The organism is Vibrio sp. RM-41-2B (genome assembly GCF_024744415.1).
GTDB lineage: Bacteria > Pseudomonadota > Gammaproteobacteria > Enterobacterales > Vibrionaceae > Vibrio > Vibrio diabolicus.
On the sequence record NZ_JAMQWD010000003.1, the window covers coordinates 231,602 to 253,150 of the forward strand.

Here is a 21,549-nt window from a genome sequence, read left to right on the forward strand (position 1 = left end):
ACCGTTTTTTACGGTGTGTAGTATGTTGCTGCGCCAGGGCCTACTGGTAAACCAAATACGAATACCCATAGGTAGAACAGCACACTCCAACCGACAATGAAGCAGATTGAGTAAGGTAGCATGGTCGCGATCAGCGTACCGATACCTAAGTTCTTCATGTAACGAGTTGCTACGGCAAGAATCAAACCAAAGTAGCTCATCATTGGAGTAATAATGTTTGTCGTCGAGTCACCAATTCGGTAAGCAGCCTGAATCGTTTCCGGTGCATAACCAACAAGCATCAACATAGGAACAAAAATCGGTGCCGTCACTGCCCACTGTGCCGATGCCGAACCAATCATTAGGTTGATAAAGCCACACATGAGGATGAAGGCAAAGAACAACATTGGGCCAGTTAAGCCAATTTCTTGCAAGAAGCTAGCGCCAGCAACTGCGAATACCTGACCGAAGTTAGTCCATTTAAAGAAAGCAACGAACTGAGCAGCAAAGAAAACCAATACAATGTACATGCCCATAGAAGACATAGATTTCGCCATTGCATCAATCACATCGCGATCCGTCTTCATCGTGCCAACAACTTTACCAAACACAAAGCCTGGGATAGCAAAGAACACAAAGATGAATGCCACGATACTTTTCAGGAATGGAGAACCTGCAATTGTACCTGCATCAGAACGTAGAATGCCGTCAGCTGGAACAACCGTCCAAGCAAGCAACGCGGAAACAACCAGTACAGCAACACCTGCTAGTTTTAGACCTTTCTTCTCAATGTCTGTCAAGCCGCCCATTTTGTCGTTCGACAAATCTTCTGAGGCTTCTTCTTCACTGTATTTGCCAAGCTTTGGCTCAACAATTTTTTCAGTAACAAACGCACCAGTGATTGCAATGAAGAACGTCGAAACAAACATGAAGTACCAGTTAACTTCTGGACCAACAGTGTAAGTTGGGTCAATCATTTGCGCTGCTGTTTCAGTAATACCTGACAGTAGCGGGTCAACCGTACCGATAAGTAGGTTTGCTGAATAACCACCGGATACGCCAGCGAATGCCGCAGCGAGGCCTGCAAGTGGGTGACGACCTAGAGAATGGAACAGCATTGCTGCCAGTGGAATAAGTACCACATACCCCAGCTCTGATGCCGTATTTGAAATGATACCAGCGAAAACAACAGTCACTGTTACCATGCGTTGAGATGCGCCCATGACCAAGCCACGCATAGCTGCAGATAGCAAACCAGAGTACTCAGCAATAGCAACACCCAACATCGCAACCAAAACCGTGCCTAAAGGTGCAAAGCCAACAAAGTTTTTCACTAAGTTAGTAACGATAAGTTCGAGTCCATCAGCGTTAAGTAAGCTGACGACATGAATCATGCCATCTGCGGCACGACCTTTTGCGCCCTCAGGACGAGGGTCTACAACGGAAACTTCGAAGTATCCTGCAATGCCCGACATCACCAGAATGGCTAAACAGAAAATGGCAAATAGTGTGATCGGGTGAGGTAATAAGTTCCCCAAATATTCGACAGTATCCAAAAAGCGCGTAAACAGCGGCTTCTTAGGCGAGTTTTGTTTAATTGAATCAGATGAACTCATCTGTTCCCTCCTTGTTTTTATTCCTGTGCAAATGTGACAAAAATGTCAAAAAAGCGAGCGAAGGGTACTTGAGTAGAAGGTTAAAGAAAAGCCCTAAATGTTACAAACTGTGACCATTGGAGAGTTTTATAACCAATAATAAACAAAAATGCAGATATTTCATCCATGTAAAACAGTTAAGTCAAAATTATCAATTAAACAAAACCATAAGCCAGAAATATGCAGAACGATTACTTCTGCACTGCTTTAAACCTCGGATTCGCCTTACAAATGACATATAGACGCCCTCTTCGTTTTACGACCTGGCAATCCGGATGACGACTTTTTGCACTTTTTAATGATTTGACTACCTTCATGATTTATTCCTTTTCACTCTTAAATTGACCAAAACGACGGTTGAAGTTCGCAATACGACCTTCTGTTTGAACCACTCGCTGTTTACCGGTGTAGTACGGATGGGAGGCTGACGACACATCTAACGTAAAGTAAGGGTAGGTTTTGCCATCTTTCCATTCGATGGTTCTCTCTGTTTTCAACGTAGAACCAACAACGAAGTATTCATCTACGCTGGTGTCGTGGAACACCACTGGACGATATTCAGGGTGGATTCCTGGTTTCATAATACTTTTCCTCTTAATTAAAGTGTTATGTTATAACATTTTAATTAATAATCATTATCAACAAGAAAAGCAAGAGAAATTTGTGATACTTTTCATCTCAATGAATTCTTAAAGATGTCCACCATGTATTCCATTGAACCCATCGGCGTCATTGAGACACCGTACAAAGAAAAGTTTGCAGTACCGCGCCAGCCTCGCTTAGTACCAACAGCGAAAGCACGCGTAAAACTGTTAGGCGCAGCGAATAGCCCTGAAGCAGTGCGTGGGCTAGAACAGTTCTCTCACGTTTGGCTGTTATTTTTGTTTGATCAAAATCTGGAAGCAGGTTGGAAGCCAACCGTCCGTCCGCCACGACTAGGCGGCAATGAACGAATAGGTGTCTTTGCCTCACGCTCGACTTTCCGCCCAAACGGAATCGGAATGTCAGCCGTTGAAGTGAAAGGAGTCACTAAGCAAGGCGATCAAATCTATCTTGATTTAGGCAGCGTTGATCTCGTGGATGGCACACCGATTGTGGACATTAAGCCCTATATCCCCTATTCGGATTCGATTCCAGAAGCACAAGGTGGATACGCAGACCAAGAACCAGAAAAGTCACAAGTCAACTTTTCTGCTCAAGCATTAGCAACGATAGAAAATCGATCCGATACTGACTATGTAAGGTCAGTCATTGAACAAGTTCTGGCCCAAGATCCTCGTCCTGCATACAAGAAAAGCAAGCCGGACGACAAAGAATATGCGGTAAATTTGTTCGACTTGAACGTAAAGTTCACAGCAACAAGCAACTTAATAACGGTTACCGCTATTGAAAGCTTTTGACAAACGCAATTGGCTGATATTATAGACGGCTAATAAATTTCCCTTTCGGGAACTCCTATACTCCAGCTTATTCAAGCTTGAGTATCTAACTTAAATAAACGGATAAATTTAATGCGTACCAGTAATTATCTTCTTTCTACTCTGAAGGAGACTCCAAACGACGCAGAAGTAGTGAGCCACCAGCTCATGCTACGTGCAGGTATGATCCGTAAGCTGGCTTCAGGTCTATACACCTGGCTACCTACTGGTCTACGTGTACTGCGTAAAGTCGAAAACATCGTTCGTCAAGAAATCGACAATGCAGGCGCAGTCGAAACTTTGATGCCCGTTGTTCAGCCGTTTGAACTATGGGAAGAGACAGGCCGCAGCGAAAAGATGGGTCCTGAGCTACTTCGCTTTACTGACCGTCATGTTCGTCCGTTTGTACTTAGCCCAACCGCTGAAGAAGTGATCACTAGCCTTGTTCGCAATGAAGTGAGCTCTTACAAACAGCTTCCGCTAAACCTGTACCAAATCCAAACCAAATTCCGTGACGAACGTCGTCCACGCTTCGGTGTAATGCGTTCACGTGAATTCTCAATGATGGATGCGTACAGCTTTGACATTGATAAAGACGGCCTACAAAAGTCATACGACGCAATGCACGATGCTTACTGCAAAGCATTCGATCGCATGGGTCTGGATTACCGTCCTGTACTAGCAGATAGCGGTGCTATCGGTGGTAGCGGCTCTCAAGAGTTCCACGTACTGGCTGAAAGTGGCGAAGACATCATCGCATTCTCTACCGAGTCAGATTACGCAGCAAACATCGAAAAAGCAGAAGCACTAGCTCCAGCCTCTGAAGCAGCGGCACCAACGCAAGAAATGATGTTGGTAGATACGCCAAACGCAAAAACAATCGCTGAATTGGTTGAACAGTTCGAGCTGCCAATTGAAAAAACAGTGAAAACTTTGTTTGTGAAAGCGTCTGACGAAGTTGATGCACCAATCATCGCGCTTATCATTCGTGGCGATCATGAGCTGAACGAAGTGAAAGCAGAGAACCTTCCTCAAGTTGCAGCTCCACTGGAAATGGCATCTGAAGAAGAAATTCGTGAGCTTATCGGTGCTGGTCCTGGTTCTCTAGGCCCTGTTGGCCTTAAACTGCCGTTCATCGTTGACCGCAGCGTAGCGGTAATGAGTGATTTCGGTGCGGGTGCGAACATCGATGGCAAACACTACTTCGGCATTAACTGGGGTCGTGACGCAGAGCTTGGTCAAGTTGAAGACCTACGCAACGTGGTTGAAGGCGATCCAAGCCCATGTGGTAAAGGCACTATCCAGCTTAAGCGTGGTATCGAAGTTGGCCATATCTTCCAACTTGGCAACGCTTACTCGGCAGCGATGAACTGTGGTGTACTTGGTCCTGATGGTAAGAACGTCATCCTAGAAATGGGCTGTTACGGCATCGGTATCACTCGCGTCGTAGCGGCTGCTATTGAGCAAAACCATGACAAATACGGCATCATCTGGCCAGATGCAATCGCACCATTCCAGGTTGCGATCGTTCCAATGAACATGCACAAGTCAGAAGAAGTAAAAGAAGCCGCTGAAAAGTTGTACGCTGAGCTAACGGCAATGGGCATCGAAGTACTATTTGATGATCGTAAAGAACGCCCAGGCGTAATGTTCTCTGACATGGAGCTTATTGGTGTACCGCATACCATTATTATCGGTGACCGCTCAATGAAAGAAGGCAACTTCGAGTACAAGAACCGTGCTACTGGTGAGAAAACGCCAGTCGCAATGACTGATATTATCGAGCACGTAAAAGCTCAACTAAAGTAAGCGCTCGACGAGTTCGCATTTGAAGTAATTTCAAATAATTAGAAAGGGTTGGCTTCGGTCAGCCCTTTTTTATTACTGGGCAACCTTACTACTCCCCTTTAGATCTATTCACTTTGTTAATCTTTGGTTCAGCTTCTTGCTATTAAACTGATTTCATCATCTAAAGGAGGTCAGTTATGGATTTAAAAAGTCTTCTAAACCAAGCACTCAAATCAGACTTACTCAAGCAAGGGGCTGATGCGTTAGGTAAACAAACTAACAACATCAAATCCTCATCAAACTCAAGTAGTCTGAAAACGCTAGGAGCAGGTGCCGTTGGCGGAGGCCTTATCGGTATGCTGATGGGCTCGAAGAAAAGTAAAAAAATGACCAAGAAAATAGGCTCGGGCGCATTAAAAGTCGGTGGCGCAGCTGCGCTTGGAGCATTAGCCTACAAAGTTTATAACGACTGGCAAGCCAAACAGTCCGGTCAAGGTGTTCATGAGACCTTTGACCCCGATGACAGCAAACACAGTGTACTCATTTTAAAAGCAATGATTGGAGCCGCAAAAGCCGATGGCCATGTCGATGAAGAGGAAATGGCCCGCATCGAGCAAGCCCTCGCGGATATGGGCGCAGATGAGCACGTACGTCAGCTCGTTCAGCAAGAACTAAACAAACCGCTTGATCCTGCTGAAATTGCTAATCAGGCGACCTCTCCCCAACAAGCGTCAGAAATTTATCTCGCGTCTTTGATTGTTGCTGATGAGCAAAACTTCATGGAAAAAGCGTATTTGCAAGAACTGGCAAAACAGCTTCAGCTTTCACCAGAAGTCACTCAGCAGTTAGAAGTACAAATGCAGTGATTAAATCTCGCTCAAGCAACTCCTCAACTTGAGCCAAAACAACTCTGCACTTTGAGTTTCAAATCTGCTGTGTGTATATTGAGATAAGTTATCATTTAGTGGAAAGAAAACATGCAAGTATACGGCTGTTGTGAACTGGTTCGTGAGCTTTATGCTCAAATTGGTAGTGGCGATCAAGCTTACATTCCTCAGGCAATTTCATGTGCTGTTAAAGCGCTGAACGATGTTGCAGCGGATGAATCGCTGCCTAAAGAAGTGCGTGAAAAAGCGGCATTTGCTGCAGCAAACCTACTGATTTCAGATTTTGAGGATAAGTAATGAATCTAGCGAACTTTGAATCCATGGATCCTGTCATGCTCATGAGCATTGTAAATATGAAGCTACGCGACGACTTCGGTGGTGACTTAGATAAACTGGTAGCTTTCTTCGATATCGATCGCACAGCACTAGAAGCAAAACTGGCTTCTGCTGGTTTTGACTTTCTTCCAGAAGCAGGACAATTCCGTTAACCCGCAGCAATCACCGCGGGTAACTGAAATGGGGAATAACCAACATGAAAAAGGGCTTGATGATCACTCATCAAGCCCTTCTCTTTTGTCCAATAGACGTTTCGATTAGCCGAATGAAGCCCATATGACCGTAGCCACAAGAATTGGACATACAAACTTCACATACGCAGGCCATAACTTACCAAACCAACCTTGCGTAAACTCCGGGCAACCTTGCTCAAGCTCTTTGATTTTTGAGTTGCGATTCCATACCCAACCACCAAATAAGCAGAATAAGAGCGCAGCGGTTGGTTGTAGATACTGAGTAGCAACCGTCGCGACCATACCAAACAGAGCGCCAAAGTTATAAACAATCACCACACTGAGCAAGGCGATGAGACCACCTAAAACCCAGCTCGTTGCGCTACGCTTGGTGTTGAAACGCTCACTCACTAACGCCACTGGACACTCTAACATTGAAATGGAAGACGTTAGCGCCGCAATCGTCAGCAATAAAAAGAACACAATAGAGAACAATTGACCAAGCAAACCTAAGCTATCAAACATCAACGGCAATACGGTAAATACCAACGTATCAGAGCTTAATAGAGAGCCATCTTCAGCATAGATTTGAACGCCTTTTTGCATCGCAACAAACATCGCTGGCATCACCACTAACCCTGCAATGAAAGCAACGGCAGTATCTACCATGGTCACGTTCATCGCCATCTTTGGTAGGTTCTCTTTCTTACTCAAGTAAGAGCCATAAATCAGCATTGAACAGCCACCGATCGTAAGCGAGAAGAAGCCCTGCCCCATTGCAGCAAGAATCAACTTGCGGTCCCATACCTTTTCGAAATCCGGTACCAAGTAATGCTTTAGCCCTTCCATCGCACCGTTTTGCGTCATGATGTAAGCAAACAGTAGAGCAAACAAAACAAACAATGCTGGCATCAAACGTGTGGACCACTTCTCAATACCTTGTTTTACGCCACCTTGTACGATGAGAATCGTTAGCACATAAAAAGTAATGGCTCCGAACAAGTTACGTTCAACGCTAAAGCCCTTTAGCCATTGAGTTGCTGCTTCTAACCCCATTAGATCTGTGATTGCACCCAGTAAAAAGCAGATCAACCAACCACCGACAATGGAGTAAAACGCTAAAACAGCGCTTGGTACGCTTAAACCAATCCAGCCCACAATACCGCCGAGCTTTTTACCTACCGGATGATTGGTAAGCGAACGCATACTATCTACCGGATTGGCTTGACCATGACGACCAATCGCCATTTCAACCACCAGCATAGGAAATGCGACGATAAGAATCATCACCAAATAAACCAACAGGAAAGCTCCGCCGCCATTACTGGCAGCTTGGGTTGGAAAGCCCCAAATATTGCCAAGGCCAACTGCGGCACCTGCGGCTGCTAAGATGAATCCGAGACGAGAGCCAAAATGCTCACGAGGCTGAGAAGAGGTTTGCTGTGTCATACTACTCACACAAAATATCATTGAACTAGCTAACTAGTACACTATAGCAATATTCACTATTCAACAAGAGCGCTCCGGTTAAATACTCGACAGTTGAAACAATTCACAGTCATTCAGCTTGTAAATTTTAACGTACATCTCATATTCATCGCTCAAAAGCCTCGCGACTGTTGCTCGTTTCACGTGGCTGAATTTTACGAATCCTTCGGCCGTGAAGTGAGCCGAAAAATAATGAGCTCTGGTGTAAGGGACGAACTGTTCCTCGTGATACTGTGTCGAAAAGCAGAATATTGTGCTTCGCTTTTTCCCCCTAATGTCTATTTATCAGCTAGTTATTACTCTGTTCTCATTTATACCCATGATTCAAGGAGAGGAAAATGAAGGTCACCCTACTTCACGGAGCGATGATTGTAGCACTCAGCGCCAGCTACCAAGCTCAAGCCTATAACTGTCAAAGTCTACCCGGCTGGGACAGCACTGCGACTTATACATCGGGCGCTTTAGTAAAAACGCAAGGAGCCGCTTATGAGGCTGCATATTGGACACAAGGCAATGACCCCGTGACCAACTCAGGATCTTGGGAAGCATGGAAAGCGTTAGGGCAATGCGATGGTGGAAGCAACAACTTATCACCAACGGTGTCGTTCTCCTCTCCAATAAACAACGCACAAATTCCCGAAGGCAGTGCGATCACTTTGTTAGCCAACGCAGCAGACGAAGATGGCCAAATCACACAAGTTGAGTTTGTTGCAGGCAACCAAACGGTTGCTGTGGTAACTCAAGCACCATTCGAAGCTTCTTGGACCGCTATTGAAGGGATCTCGCAATTGACCGCAATTGCGACCGATAATGAGGGAGCCGTTAGCACCACGACGATTTCTATCCAAATTCAACCACAAGTCGAATTACCACCACCAAGCATTTCATTGACCAGCCCAGTAGGCACAGAAGTGCTTAATGTAGGTGATAACCTAACCGTAGCCGCTCAAGCTGACGATATTGATGGTGTGGTCACACAAGTTGAGTTCTTCGTAAACAATCAATCTGTCGCCATTGATACTAGTGCACCTTACGAATATCAATGGACCGCGAGTCCAGGTACATACTCGTTCAAAGCACAAGCGACTGATGATACAAACCTCGCAACGATGAGCCAAGAAGTAGCGCTGGTTGTTAGTAATTCAGAAACAGGGACTGGCGGATGTTCAGATGCAGTGCCTTACGCGGCGGGAACGAGTTATCAAGTTGGCGACCTGGTTTCTCACTTCAACCAAAAATATCGTTGTGATGTTGCTGGTTGGTGTTCCTCGGATGCGACATGGGCTTACGAGCCAGGTGAAGGGCTATACTGGCAAGATGCTTGGAGTGGCCTAGGTGCTTGTTCGACGCCACCGCAAGTTACCATTACGGCACCAACGGATGGACAAGTCGTGCTCGCTGGCAGCAATAACGAAATCACGGCTAACGCAAGCGATGCTGATGGCACAGTCACGCAAGTTGAGTTTTTTGCGAACAACACCAGCTTAGGGGTCACCACTCAAGCACCATATTCCGTTACTTGGAACGCCACACTTATTGGCGCTAACCAGCTTAAAGCCGTCGCAACCGATAATGATAACAACACGTCAGAGTCCTTGGTTGGTGTGGAAGTCAGCGATAAAGATTTGGTCGTCTCACTGACTTCACCAAGTAGCGGTCAAACCGTCGGCTTAGGCAAAAACCTCGCATTAAGTGCCGATGCAACATCTTTAACCTCAGGCATTAAACACGTTGATTTCATGATCAACGGCTCTATTGTTGCAACCGATACCACGGCACCTTACACAGCCAACTGGACACCAACTGCACTTGGTAACTTTACAGTTAGCGCCCAAGCTGTGGATTTGTCAGGAAGCAATGCATTGTCTGACGCAGCAGCAATAACGGTGGTTGAGCAAGCAGAGAAACGTCATAAACTCATCGGTTACTGGCACAATTTTGTAAATGGGGCTGGCTGTCCAATTCGTCTAGCGGATATGGCTGATGCGTGGGATGTGATTGATATTGCCTTTGCCGAAAATGACCGCAACAGTGATGGTACCGTGCACTTTAATCTATATTCAGGCGATATTTACAGCGATTGTCCAGCGCTCGACCCAGCACAGTTCAAACAAGACATGGCAGCGCTTCAAGCTAAAGGTAAAAAGTTTGTTCTCTCTCTTGGCGGCGCAGAAGGCACGATTACGCTGAATACCGATCAAGATGAAGCCAACTTTGTCTCTAGCCTAACAGGTCTTATCGCTGAGTGGGGCTTTGATGGTCTTGATGTGGATTTAGAGAGTGGATCTAACTTGGTTCATGGCTCGCAAATTCAAGCTCGCCTTGGTCGTGCTTTGCTTCAAATAGAGCAAAACATGGGTGGCGATATGTACCTAACCATGGCACCTGAGCATCCTTATGTTCAAGGCGGCTATGTGGCTTACAGCGGTATTTGGGGAGCTTACATTCCTGTGATAAACGAGACACGCAGCACGCTCGACCTGCTTCATGTCCAGCTATATAACAACGGTGGCTTGCCAAACCCATATCTGCCAGGCAGTGCACCAGAAGGCTCTGTGGATATGATGGTAGCGCAATCTAAAATGCTTATCGAAGGCTTTGAATTGGCCGACGGCACTCAGTTTGCACCACTACGTGATGATCAAGTCGCAATCGGCTTACCTTCAGGTCCTAGCTCGGCAAATTCAGGGCAGGCTCCGACACAGAATATTATCAGCGCACTAGATTGTTTAACCAAAGGCACTTCATGTGGCACCGTTAAGCCAGCGTTCAATTACCCGAATTATGCAGGGGTAATGACGTGGTCTATCAACTGGGATCAGCATGATGGTTTTAATTTCTCAAAACCTGTCGGCGATAAGCTCACCGAGATGAACGCGCAATAAGCTATCAAAGAACAAGCGGGTAAAACGGAAATATCGTCTTGCTTTCATTACTTGTTCAAGTATGTAAAAACGAAAAGAGAGCACAATTGTGCTCTCTTTCTTTATACCATTGAGTTCTACTTTTTGAAGGGTAATTAAATCGTAAATACTCGGTAATCTTTTAGCTCAGGGATTTTCTTCAACAAATCGTCTTCTTGCCCTGCCATGTCATCCAACGAGTCACACAAGTCTTCTGCTTGTTGCTCTACCTCTTTCGAATGCTCAGCTAAACGCTCTTCTACTTTCGCGCTGAGTTCAGCCATACTCTCCGATAATGCAGTGAGGTTTATTCCCCCCTCTTCCTTCATTTTTTTCGATAAAGCATCCAACGAACTCGCTAAAAACTCTTTATTGAAGATCTCTTGTGCTTTTGCAAAGTCTTCAGTCCACCCTTGTGTCATGGACTCAAAACTTTCCGCTGGTAGAATGAAATCGCCATCTTTGTAGTAACGTGATTCAACATCAGCGAAAAAGTCCTGTACTGCGACTTTGACGTTATCAAACGCGCCAGGTGCGTCTAGGCTTTCCGCGACATCATCGATGATATCATTTGCAAGCGCTAAACCATCACTCGCCAACTGCTTTGCTTGTGGAATATACGCGTTCATTTTTTCGCGATAGTCTTCAATTGCCGCTTTTTGGTCGGCATTGAGTTCAATTAGCTCACCTTTGATGAATAGGTTGTTATCCTCATCCACGACAGCTTTATCACCTGTCGTTTGGCGAATTTCCAAGCTTTGCCCATCCATACGGACTTCATTATTGATGTCCACACGACACTGCGCTGCATAACCAGTAGCACTGACCATCAGCAATGAGAGTGTAAAAAGCTTTTTCATGTCATTCTCTTTTATTTAACATTACTCGTGTTAAACATAACACTGAGTGATACATGAGATGTCAGCAAACCGTCACGACTTCGTAACAAGTTGTTTTTTCTCCTATTTTCACATCAATCTCATCGCCTTCTTCTTTCCCGAATAACGCTCGACCAAGAGGAGATTTTGCTGTTAAGACAAAGACTTCCTGAGCCTGATATTTAACAGTCAGACCACCAGAGCAAGGGCCTACAAAGAAGTGCTTTTCAAGCAAATTCTCATCTGCGAGAACGACGTAAGCACCTACACCAACAGGTGCGCCTTTAAAGTCGCGAGTCACTAGAGCGCGATATTGACGCAGCTCGTCTTCACTCTCTTGGATTCGCATTGCTTGTCCATGAGCAAGATACGCGGCTTCAAGTGCTAACGTATCGTACTTATGCTCGGGAACAGTTTCTTCATCTGTCGCGGCATCAATGGCTCGCTGAGCCGATGCATGGGCCACTTGAAGTTTTTCTTCCAGATGTTGGATGATAATTTGGACTAAGTCAGCTTTGTTCATACTTTTAGGACGCGCGTTTGGCACTCAGGGTGTGTTAATGTACCTAAGTTTACCATCAAAGAAAGGTTTCCCTATTATGCAAAGTGACTCGCTGCATCAAACACTTCAATCCGTATTTGGTTTTGACTCATTACGCCAAGGTCAACAACCCGTTATTGAAGCGGTTATGAATGGTTACTCTGCTGCGGCCATCTTTCCTACAGGTTCGGGTAAGTCTCTCTGTTACCAATTGCCAGCAACCGTATTGCCCAATCTTACGTTGGTGATCTCGCCGTTGTTGGCGCTAATGAAAGATCAGCTGAACTTTTTGCAAAGTAAAGGGATCCCGGCCGCTTCTATCGATAGCAGTCAAAGCAGAGAAGACTCACAACGCGTCATGGCAGGGGTAAAAAATGGACAGATCAAAATATTGATGATTTCTGTTGAGCGCCTAAAAAACGAGCGTTTTCGTGAGTTCATTCGCCAAGTACCGATCTCTTTGATGGTGGTTGATGAAGCGCACTGTATTTCCGAATGGGGACATAACTTCCGCCCTGATTATCTCAAGCTACCGCAATATCAATGTGAACTGAACATTCCACAATCTTTGCTTCTCACTGCAACAGCAACGCCCGCAGTTATTGAAGACATGAAACAAAAGTTCGATATTGCCAGTGAACATATTACCGTTACAGGCTTCTACCGCCCCAATCTGGATATCTCGGTGATCCCGTGCGAGGAAGCAACGAAACAAGAAAAGCTAAGTGAGATCATCGCCTCTTCACCTAAGCTTCCGACTATCGTATACGTGACACAACAGCAGACAGCAGAGCAAGTAGCAAAGTCACTAATCCGTATTGGCATTAATGCTCACGCGTACCATGCAGGTATGAAAAGCGACATCCGTGAACAAATCCAACAGCAGTTCATGGATAGCCAAATTGACTGTATTGTTGCAACGATTGCATTTGGTATGGGGGTCGATAAATCTGATATCCGCCGCGTCATTCACTTCGACTTACCCAAATCAATCGAGAACTACGCACAAGAGATTGGACGTGCAGGCAGGGACGGGCAACGTTCTGAGTGCATTCTGCTGGGCAATACGTCCGGCTTAACGGTGTTGGAAAACTTTGTCTATGGTGACACACCTGAACTAACCTCGATTAACTATGTAGTCGAGCAAGCGAAAGAACATGCTCCACAATGGGAGGTAGTGCCACTGCGTTTATCGCGTGAAAGTAATATCCGCCAATTGCCACTCAAAACCTTGTTGGTTTATTTGGAGCTACATAAACTCATTGAAGCAAAATACAGTTACTTTGCGGAATATCGCTTTAAGTTTTTGCACGATCAGCAATTTATTGTGAATCAGTTTCAAGGCGAGCGACGTCAATTCGTGGAGGCTATTTTCTCCTGCTCGCAAAAAGCCAAAGTGTGGTGCCAAGTTGACCTAGAAGCGTTATGGATGAACTATCAATCGGAACGCAGCCGAGTTGTCGCAGCCCTCGACTATTTTCACCAGAATGGTTGGATAGAGCTAGAGAGCAAACAACTGACCGACGTGTACTCTGTTTTGCCAACCACACAGAGTTCTGATGTTTTAATCCAACAACTGTATGAACTGTTCCAATCCAAAGAAAGCAAAGATATCGAAAGAATTCACACCATGCTGCGCTTGTTCCAGTCAGAGCACTGTTTGAGCTCACAATTGGCGAACTACTTTGCTGATCACAATGCACCAAAGCAATGTGGTCACTGCTCCGTGTGTCGTGGTCAAGTCGCTTCGTTCCCAACACCACAAAGTGAGGATATTGAGCCACCTCAAGTAGCAATGTGGGTGCAGGAATTTATTCAGCTCTCCCCTTCAGCTATCAGCAATGATGCTGTCGCCCGCTTCTTGTGTGGCATTAGTACCCCTTTAATTAGCCAGCTAAAAGCTTCAAAACTGTCAGGTTATGGTGCGATGGCCAACACAAGCTTTGAGCAAGTATTAGATCAGGTAGAAGCAGTAAGAGCCTAGAAAAAGCTCAATTGACGCGCTTGGTTCTCGGGCTTGAGCATCACGTTCAAGCCTAAAAGGCGTATTTCCCGTCCGTTTTGGCGCTTAAGAATATCTCTTAACAAGATCTTGAAGTCCTCAAGCTCTAATTGCGGATGGATATGCTCAATTGTTGTCAGTTGAAAGTCGGCAAATTTAACTTTAATACCTTGTTTAATAATCGATTTATCTGGGCTTGCACGCTCTAAGCGTTTCTCGAGTTCAGGATAAAGTTTATCCTCGATCACTTGCCAACATTCATCATAGCTCGAGATATTCTGGCTGAATGTCCGTTCCACACCGACGGATTTTCTCTCTCGCTCAACGACGACCTCTCGATTATCAATTCCATGGCTACGCTGCCATAAAGATGCTCCCTGACGACCAAACTGTCTCAGCAATTCACGATAGTCGCTGTTTTTAATATCCTCACATCGATAAAAGCCCGCTTGATGTAGCTTCTCAAGACTCACCTTCCCAACACCAGGAATGTTTTCCAGCGGAAGTGTATCGATAACTTCCTGGACCTTATCTGGCGGGATAACAAACTGACCGTTGGGTTTATTCATATCAGAGGCGACTTTGGCAAGAAACTTAATCGGTGCAATGCCCGCCGATGCCGTCAGTCCAAGCTCATTCCAAATGTCGCGTCGAATAGACTCTGCGATCAACGTTGCGGAGCCACGACAAGCTGTCGAGTCCGTGACATCGAGGTATGCTTCATCTAATGATAGAGGTTCAATGATAGGCGTATAACGCTCAAAAATAGCACGAATCTGCTGAGAGACTTGTTTGTACACGTGCATTCGACCGGGAACCACCAGCAGATGGGGGCAGAGTTGCAATGCACGCGCCGTTGACATTGCACTACGAACGCCATATTTGCGCGCCTCATAATTACAGGTGCTAATCACGCCACGCTGTTTTTCATGACCGCCAACGGCGAGTGCAATGCCACGGTAACTAGGATTATCTCTCATCTCAACGGCAGCATAAAAACAATCCATATCGACGTGAATGATTTTTCTTATTCGGTCTGACATAGCCATTAAACACTGTTCAAAAAAACAGTATAAATTAAATCTGCCTTGATAGAAATGAGAGTTTTTAAACGTGCTTTAATCTCGTAACATCACATCAAGCTGATCGACCAACTCTGCCCAGTCTGCGTCTTCTTCAATGGCTTGTTTGAGAAATGTAGCCTGCGAACTTGTCCAAAAGCTGGCTTCATGCAGAGGGGCTGAAGCTCTTTTGTGTCGATGTTCGTTAATAAAGTCCTTTATCTCTTGAGCAGAGCTGCCGAGGCCTAGTTGTTGAAACAATTCAGCCATACCGTGTTGATGCATTTCCATATTTCCTCCTAAGTTAACGCGCTTTAGTTTGAGTATATAACCAAATAACAGTTAAGTACGGTGATTAAAGGGAAATGACTTGGCTGTGAAGTCTGCACCGACTTAAGCTTCCGGTCATCCTAGATTAAACGTAGCAAGCAAAGTATAAACTCTCAGAGAAGTAGAGCGAGAAATATAAAAAAACCCAGCTTTAGCTGGGTTATTTTGTATTACTCTTTGGATGACCGATACTTAAGCAATTCGATCTTTTTCCCATGCAGCCAATTTCTCAGCTCGCGCCGCTTCACGTGCTTCACGTTTCTTACGCGCGTCACATGGTTCTGGACAGTTACATACTTTCTCAATACCTACTGCACCAAGACCGCCACAGCTACCCTTCACTACTTTCTTCTGGAAGATGTAGCCAACAGCCATCGCTGCGATTACCGCAACAAAAACTGCAAACGTAATTAGAAATGTACTCATAAGAACATGCTCACTTCTGTTGTTATTTCTTCATGAACGGCTTGTATGCTTCCGAAGCCAGCTCTTTAAAACCATTTTCCGTCTTCACAATCATGAAAACAGGAATATTATTTTCGTTCGCAATTGCCATGCCTTTGTCTTCACCTAGCACCATAAGACCAGTTGCAAGACCATCAGCAGTCATCGACGATTTATCTAATACCGTTACAGACACCACTTTATGATGAATAGGTTTGCCTGTTCTTGGATTAATAATATGAGAGTATCTCACACCATTACTCTCAAAGTAATTACGATAGTCACCACTTGTTGCAATTGCCATGTCCCCTGGCTCAATAATTTCTTGAATTGAGCGCTCATCAATAGTCGGCTTTTCAATCGCAATGCGCCACGGCACGCCTTCACGATTCACGCCTTTGAGGCGCATTTCGCCGCCCACTTCTACCATGAAGTTATGAACCCCTTCAGATTGAAGGTAGTCAGCAACCACGTCAACCCCCCAACCTTTAGCAATCGTTGATAAATCGACATACAAGTTAGGAATATCTTTGGACAATTTATTGCCATCAACAGATAGGTGGTGAATGCCAGTATTGGCTTTGCGTGCCGCTAGCTCTTCATCTGTAGGAACGACATCAGGGCGAGCTTCTGGGCCAAAGCCCCACAGGTTAACTAAAGGACCGACTGTCACATCCAATGCGCCTAAAGTAAGACCGTTGAGACGAATCGCTTCTTTGACTACGGTTGCTGTTTGTGTCGATACAGTAAATGGCTCACTCGTTTGATGCTGGTTAAAGCGACTTAATTCTGAATCATCACGGTAAGTCGACATTTGGTCATTAACCTCTTCCAGTAAGCGATCAATTTCCGTCTGCATCGCTTTTGGCGTAGGAATACCATCTTGCTCGATATATTTGATGTTATAAGAAGTCCCCATGGTAGGGCCACTTAGATGAATTTGATCTGCTGGCTGCTCACAGCCAGCCAAAATCAATAGAGAAGCGAATGCAACAAGCCACGTTTTCACTTGTTAACTCCCAATGTTGTTGAATTGATATGGGGAATGGGACCGATTACTTAAATCCAATTACCTATATCAACTGTTGAATATTATTTTTACTTCTACAAAAAATAATGGCTAGCTCTTAGAGAGCTAGCCATAGATTCAATCACTTGGAGGGATTAACCACCGAAGTCATCTAGTAGGATGTTTTCATCCTCTACACCTAGATCTTTTAGCATGCCGATAACAGCCGCATTCATCATAGGTGGACCACACATGTAGTATTCACAGTCTTCTGGTGCTTCGTGATCACGTAGGTAGTTCTCGTAAAGAACGTTGTGAATAAAGCCAGTGTAACCATCCCAGTTATCTTCTGGAAGTGGATCAGACAGTGCACAGTGCCATACGAAGTTGTCATTCTCAGCTTGTAGCATATCGAAGTCTTCTACGTAGAACATTTCACGCTTAGAACGTGCGCCGTACCAGAAAGACATCTTACGCTTAGAGTGCAGACGCTTAAGTTGGTCGAAGATGTGTGAGCGCATCGGAGCCATACCAGCACCACCACCAACGAATACCATTTCTGCATCTGTATCTTTCGCAAAGAACTCACCAAATGGACCAGAAATAGTACACTTGTCGCCTTCTTTTAGAGACCAGATGTACGAAGACATGATGCCTGGTGGTACGTCTGGGTTGTTCGGCGGCGGAGTTGCGATACGAACGTTAAGCATGATGATACCGTGCTCTTCTGGGTAGTTAGCCATTGAGTATGCACGGATTGTCTCTTCGTTAACTTTAGACTCGTAACGGAAAAGGTTGAACTTCTCCCAGTCTTCACGGTATTCCTCAGGAATATCGTAGTCTGCGTATTTCACGTGGTGAGCAGGTGCTTCAATCTGGATGTAACCACCAGCACGGAAAGGTACTGATTCGCCATCTGGAATTTGTAGCTTAAGCTCTTTGATGAATGTCGCTTTGTTATCGTTAGAGATAACGGTACATTCCCACTTCTTAACGCCGAAGATTTCTTCAGGAAGCTCGATGTCCATGTCAGTTTTCATAGCAACCTGACACGCTAGACGCTCACCTTCACGCGCTTCACCTTTAGTAATATGGTCAAGCTCGGTTGGTAGGATGTCGCCACCACCTGATTTAACTTTTACGCGACACTGACCACATGAGCCACCGCCACCACAAGCAGAAGATACGAATACGCCAGCACCGGCTAGAGCACTCAGTAGCTTACCACCTGGTTGTGTAACGATCGCCAGAGAAGGGTCATCGTTCACAGAAATTGTAATGTCACCTGTTGGTACAAGCTTAGACTTAGCGAAAAGAATCACTAGTACTAGTGCAAGTACGATCAGAGTAAACATCACTACACCAAGAATAATGTCCATTGACTATTCCTTAATTGTTGCGGTTTACCCGACTTACAGTTGAACACCAGAGAAAGACATAAAGCCTAACGCCATAAGACCTACAGTGATAAATGTGATACCAAGACCACGTAGACCTGGAGGTACGTCAGAGTACTTCATCTTCTCACGGATACCTGCAAGAGCAACGATTGCCAGCATCCAGCCCACACCAGAGCCGAAACCGTAAACGATAGATTCAGCAAAGTTGTAGTCACGTTGTACCATGAAAGATACACCACCGAAGATTGCACAGTTTACTGTGATCAGAGGTAGGAAGATGCCTAGCGCGTTGTACAAAGGTGGGAAGAAACGGTCTAGAACCATCTCTAGAATCTGTACAAGTGCTGCAATTACACCGATAAAGGTGATGAAGTTTAGGAAGCTAAGGTCCACGCCCTCAACTAACGCGTTCTCTCTCAGAACTAGGTTGTATACTAGGTTGTTCACAGGAACAGCGATAGTCAGTACTACCACAACTGCAACACCTAGGCCGAAAGAGGTCTTAACCTTCTTAGATACGGCAAGGAAAGTACACATACCTAGGAAGAAAGACAGAGCCATGTTTTCGATGAAAATCGATTTAACTAACAGACTAATGTAATGTTCCATGACGTCCTTACTCCTTCGCTTCTACTTGTTCTGGTTTCAGAATACGGATTACCCAGATAAGGAAGCCGATTAGGAAGAATGCTGATGGTGCTAGTAGCATTAGGCCGTTAGGCTGGTACCAACCACCGTTGCTCACTAGAGGTAGAACTTCTAGGCCAAATAGTTTGCCTGAGCCAAATAGCTCACGGAAGAAACCCACAGTGATAAGAACGAAACCGTAACCTAGACCGTTACCAATACCGTCAATAAGAGATGGTACTGGCGCAGACTTCATTGCGAATGCTTCAGCACGACCCATTACGATACAGTTAGTGATAATCAGACCAACGAATACAGATAGCTGTTTAGAGATATCGTATAGGTAAGCTTTTAGCACCTGGTCTACCACGATTACTAGCGATGCGATAATTGCCATCTGAACGATGATACGCACACTGTTAGGAATGTGGTTACGGATCAATGAAACAGAGAAGTTAGACAACGCAGTTACAAATGTTACCGCTAGCGTCATTACAAAAGCTGTTTCTAGTTTAGTTGTTACTGCAAGAGCAGAACATACACCAAGAACTTGTAGCGCGATTGGGTTGTTATCCAATACTGGCGCTAGAATGCTCTTTTTAACGTTTTGTGCACTAGACATTAGTTAAGTTCTCCGTCACGAACTTTTGCTAGGAAAGGACCAAAGCCCTTGTCACCTAACCAGAAGTCAAATGTGTGTTGAACACCATTACTAGTGAGCGTTGCTCCTGATAGGCCATCAACACCGTGCTCAGAACCTTGCGGTGCGCCGCCTTTCACGACCTTAATCGCTGGCTGATGATCTTCATTGTACAATTTCTTGCCAATGAATTGATCGCGCCATGAAGGGTTCTCTACTTCACCACCAAGTCCAGGAGTTTCACCTTGCTCGTAGTAAGTAATAGCAGACACAGTGTTACCATCAGTTTCAACGGCTACAAAGGCATACATCATCGACCATAGTCCTTTACCGTGCATAGGCAAGATAACTTTTTGGACTTCATCTTGGTCTTTTACTAAGTACACCACTGCTGTATTCGCACGACGACGGATATCAGCGACGTCTTCTTCTGGTGTCAATGCGATTGAACGTTCTGCATCTTTTGATGCTTCACGCTGATCGTACGTAGATGCATTACCCTCAGTAAAGTTACCTGTTTCAAGGTCTACCAGACGAGGTTCGATGTACTCAGCAAATAGCTCTGGTACTTGCTTACCGTTTGCGTCAATGCCTGCAACTTCAACGATCTTTGATTGCTTATCTAGGACAGCGTTAGCTTTTTGCTTATCACGCAGACCTACTGCTGCTGTTGATACGATGATTGAACAAACAAGGCTCAACCCGATAACAACACCCAGCGTCTTTTTAATGCTGTCGTTATTACTTGCCATAGCGTGCTAGTCTCCGCTTGATGTTCTTCTCAATCACTACATGGTCGAACAGAGGTGCGAATAGGTTCGCGAATAGAATCGCCAGCATCATACCTTCTGGGTACGCCGGGTTAACTACGCGGATCATCACACACATTGCACCAATCAGGATGCCGTACCACCATTTACCTTTGTTAGTAAATGACGCTGATACTGGGTCCGTTGCCATGAAGAACATACCGAATGCAAAACCACCTAGAACTAGGTGCCAGTGCCATGGCATGTTGAACATTGGGTTAGTGTCAGAACCGATCACGTTAAACAGAGTCGATACTGCAATCATACCGATCATTACGCCCGCAATGATGCGCCATGAAGCGATTCGCATGTAAACGATCATCGCTGCACCAATCATTAGAGCTAGAGTCGATACTTCACCAATAGAGCCAGGGATGTTACCGATGAAAGCGTCCATCCAAGTGATAGGAGAACCAGTTACTGTGTTAACTAGAGCACCGTTACCACCTTGAGCCCATTGGCTAAGAGCAGTTGCACCAGAGAAGCCGTCAGCTGCAGTCCATACTACGTCACCCGAGATTTGCGCTGGGTAAGCGAAGAATAGGAATGCACGACCTGCAAGTGCAGGGTTAAGGAAGTTACGACCTGTACCACCGAAGATCTCCTTCGCAACAACAACACCAAATGTGATACCTAGTGCCGCTTGCCATAGAGGTAGCGTTGGTGGAACGATAAGTGCGAACAAGATAGAAGTAACAAAGAAGCCTTCGTTTACTTCGTGCTTACGCACCATACAGAAAAGCACTTCCCAGAAACCACCAACAAGGAATACTGTTGCGTAGATAGGTAGGAAGTAGGTCGCACCTAGTAGCATCTTGCTGCCAACCCCTGCATCAGCGGCAATCGTTCCGCCCAGCATTTCAGTTAGCCAGTAGTGCCAGTTACCAGAGATAACTGTCGCTAGTTGATCACCAGCGTACATGTGGTTAAGCGCTGCAATAGCTTGGCCACCTGCGTTGTACATACCCCAGAACATTGCTGGGAATACCGCAAACCAAACCATGATCATGATACGTTTTAGGTCAACGCTATCACGAACGTGCGAGCTTTTATTTGTTACGATACCTGGAGTGTAAAAAACTGTTGCTACAGCTTCGTACAGGGCAAACCATTTTTCGTGTTTACCACCAGGCTCAAAATGATGCTCGATGTCTTCAAGAAACTTTTTAAGAGCCATGAAA

Annotated in this window: 22 protein-coding genes; 7 read left to right on the plus strand and 15 right to left on the minus strand. The window is 45.3% G+C overall.

Translation table 11 applies throughout. The features are described 5' to 3' along the window. Positions 1-8 precede the first annotated feature (8 nt). From NB463_RS01170 to NB463_RS01180, 3 genes are all read right to left on the minus strand, one after another. On the minus strand, positions 9-1,595 hold the full coding sequence (locus tag NB463_RS01170; protein WP_006742541.1) for an AbgT family transporter: 1,587 nt from the start codon (positions 1,593-1,595) through the stop codon (positions 9-11). A gap of 230 nt (positions 1,596-1,825) precedes the next feature. Continuing rightward, positions 1,826-1,951, minus strand: coding sequence for a type B 50S ribosomal protein L36 (ykgO, locus tag NB463_RS01175; protein WP_074191703.1), 126 nt, complete (start codon positions 1,949-1,951; stop codon positions 1,826-1,828). 3 nt (positions 1,952-1,954) lie between these two features. Beyond that, the gene (locus tag NB463_RS01180) at positions 1,955-2,215 is read right to left on the minus strand and encodes a type B 50S ribosomal protein L31 (RefSeq protein WP_012841491.1); all 261 of its coding nucleotides are present in this window, start codon (positions 2,213-2,215) and stop codon (positions 1,955-1,957) included. Between the two features lie 123 nt (positions 2,216-2,338). Between NB463_RS01180 and tsaA the strand changes: the two genes are divergently transcribed. The 5 genes from tsaA to NB463_RS01205 all read left to right on the plus strand — a co-directional run bounded on the left by tsaA (position 2,339) and on the right by NB463_RS01205 (position 6,215). Beyond that, entirely contained in the window at positions 2,339-3,034 is a 696-nt protein-coding gene (tsaA, locus tag NB463_RS01185; RefSeq protein ID WP_047008891.1) for a tRNA (N6-threonylcarbamoyladenosine(37)-N6)-methyltransferase TrmO, read from the plus strand. A gap of 111 nt (positions 3,035-3,145) precedes the next feature. After that, positions 3,146-4,861, plus strand: a complete 1,716-nt coding sequence (locus tag NB463_RS01190) for a proline--tRNA ligase (protein ID WP_203346994.1) — start codon at positions 3,146-3,148, stop codon at positions 4,859-4,861. Positions 4,862-5,037: 176 nt separating this feature from the next. Continuing rightward, on the plus strand, positions 5,038-5,706 hold the full coding sequence (locus tag NB463_RS01195) for a tellurite resistance TerB family protein (protein ID WP_046874978.1): 669 nt from the start codon (positions 5,038-5,040) through the stop codon (positions 5,704-5,706). A gap of 111 nt (positions 5,707-5,817) precedes the next feature. Next, on the plus strand, positions 5,818-6,024 hold the full coding sequence (locus NB463_RS01200; protein ID WP_005391765.1) for a YaeP family protein: 207 nt from the start codon (positions 5,818-5,820) through the stop codon (positions 6,022-6,024). Then, entirely contained in the window at positions 6,024-6,215 is a 192-nt protein-coding gene (locus NB463_RS01205; protein ID WP_012841490.1) for a DUF4250 domain-containing protein, read from the plus strand. The genes NB463_RS01200 and NB463_RS01205 overlap by 1 nt, the downstream gene beginning before the upstream one ends. 105 nt (positions 6,216-6,320) lie before the next feature. Here NB463_RS01205 and NB463_RS01210 read toward each other — a convergent pair whose 3' ends face one another. Continuing rightward, the gene (locus NB463_RS01210; protein ID WP_258431118.1) at positions 6,321-7,685 is read right to left on the minus strand and encodes a sodium-dependent transporter; all 1,365 of its coding nucleotides are present in this window, start codon (positions 7,683-7,685) and stop codon (positions 6,321-6,323) included. A gap of 377 nt (positions 7,686-8,062) precedes the next feature. On the opposite strand from NB463_RS01210, the gene NB463_RS01215 reads away from it, so the two are divergent. Then, a complete protein-coding gene (locus NB463_RS01215) occupies positions 8,063-10,609 on the plus strand; it encodes an Ig-like domain-containing protein (RefSeq protein WP_258431119.1) in 2,547 nt (848 codons plus the stop codon). Between the two features lie 134 nt (positions 10,610-10,743). Here the strand turns inward: NB463_RS01215 and NB463_RS01220 are convergent, their stop codons facing one another. Beyond that, positions 10,744-11,487 (minus strand): YggN family protein, encoded by a 744-nt coding sequence (locus NB463_RS01220; protein WP_005385316.1) that lies wholly within the window; start codon positions 11,485-11,487, stop codon positions 10,744-10,746. 61 nt (positions 11,488-11,548) lie between these two features. After that, positions 11,549-12,028, minus strand: coding sequence for a GreA/GreB family elongation factor (locus NB463_RS01225; RefSeq protein ID WP_109169655.1), 480 nt, complete (start codon positions 12,026-12,028; stop codon positions 11,549-11,551). A gap of 76 nt (positions 12,029-12,104) precedes the next feature. On the opposite strand from NB463_RS01225, the gene NB463_RS01230 reads away from it, so the two are divergent. After that, positions 12,105-14,030 carry a RecQ family ATP-dependent DNA helicase gene (locus NB463_RS01230; RefSeq protein WP_258431143.1) on the plus strand — a complete coding sequence of 642 codons (1,926 nt, stop codon included), beginning with the start codon at positions 12,105-12,107 and terminating at the stop codon, positions 14,028-14,030. Here the strand turns inward: NB463_RS01230 and dinB are convergent. The 9 genes from dinB to NB463_RS01275 form a co-directional block, all read right to left on the minus strand. Continuing rightward, entirely contained in the window at positions 14,027-15,091 is a 1,065-nt protein-coding gene (gene dinB, locus NB463_RS01235; protein ID WP_053809828.1) for a DNA polymerase IV, read from the minus strand. The two genes, NB463_RS01230 and dinB, sit on opposite strands and share 4 nt — an antisense overlap. Positions 15,092-15,166: 75 nt before the next feature. Continuing rightward, positions 15,167-15,400 (minus strand): DUF2789 domain-containing protein, encoded by a 234-nt coding sequence (locus NB463_RS01240; protein WP_258431120.1) that lies wholly within the window; start codon positions 15,398-15,400, stop codon positions 15,167-15,169. Between the two features lie 231 nt (positions 15,401-15,631). Beyond that, on the minus strand, positions 15,632-15,865 hold the full coding sequence (gene nqrM / locus NB463_RS01245; RefSeq protein WP_005436655.1) for a (Na+)-NQR maturation NqrM: 234 nt from the start codon (positions 15,863-15,865) through the stop codon (positions 15,632-15,634). A 22-nt stretch (positions 15,866-15,887) separates the two neighbouring features. Next, positions 15,888-16,892 carry an FAD:protein FMN transferase gene (locus NB463_RS01250; RefSeq protein WP_047008896.1) on the minus strand — a complete coding sequence of 335 codons (1,005 nt, stop codon included), beginning with the start codon at positions 16,890-16,892 and terminating at the stop codon, positions 15,888-15,890. Positions 16,893-17,047: 155 nt separating this feature from the next. Then, the gene (nqrF, locus tag NB463_RS01255; RefSeq protein ID WP_005380271.1) at positions 17,048-18,271 is read right to left on the minus strand and encodes an NADH:ubiquinone reductase (Na(+)-transporting) subunit F; all 1,224 of its coding nucleotides are present in this window, start codon (positions 18,269-18,271) and stop codon (positions 17,048-17,050) included. A 33-nt stretch (positions 18,272-18,304) separates the two neighbouring features. Continuing rightward, positions 18,305-18,901 carry an NADH:ubiquinone reductase (Na(+)-transporting) subunit E gene (gene nqrE, locus NB463_RS01260; RefSeq protein ID WP_005380270.1) on the minus strand — a complete coding sequence of 199 codons (597 nt, stop codon included), beginning with the start codon at positions 18,899-18,901 and terminating at the stop codon, positions 18,305-18,307. Between the two features lie 7 nt (positions 18,902-18,908). Continuing rightward, positions 18,909-19,541, minus strand: a complete 633-nt coding sequence (locus tag NB463_RS01265) for an NADH:ubiquinone reductase (Na(+)-transporting) subunit D (RefSeq protein ID WP_005380269.1) — start codon at positions 19,539-19,541, stop codon at positions 18,909-18,911. Beyond that, positions 19,541-20,311, minus strand: a complete 771-nt coding sequence (locus tag NB463_RS01270; protein ID WP_258431121.1) for a Na(+)-translocating NADH-quinone reductase subunit C — start codon at positions 20,309-20,311, stop codon at positions 19,541-19,543. Before NB463_RS01270 ends, NB463_RS01265 begins: the two co-directional genes overlap by 1 nt. Beyond that, on the minus strand, positions 20,301-21,545 hold the full coding sequence (locus tag NB463_RS01275; RefSeq protein WP_006742551.1) for an NADH:ubiquinone reductase (Na(+)-transporting) subunit B: 1,245 nt from the start codon (positions 21,543-21,545) through the stop codon (positions 20,301-20,303). The genes NB463_RS01270 and NB463_RS01275 overlap by 11 nt, the downstream gene beginning before the upstream one ends. Positions 21,546-21,549: the final 4 nt, after the last annotated feature.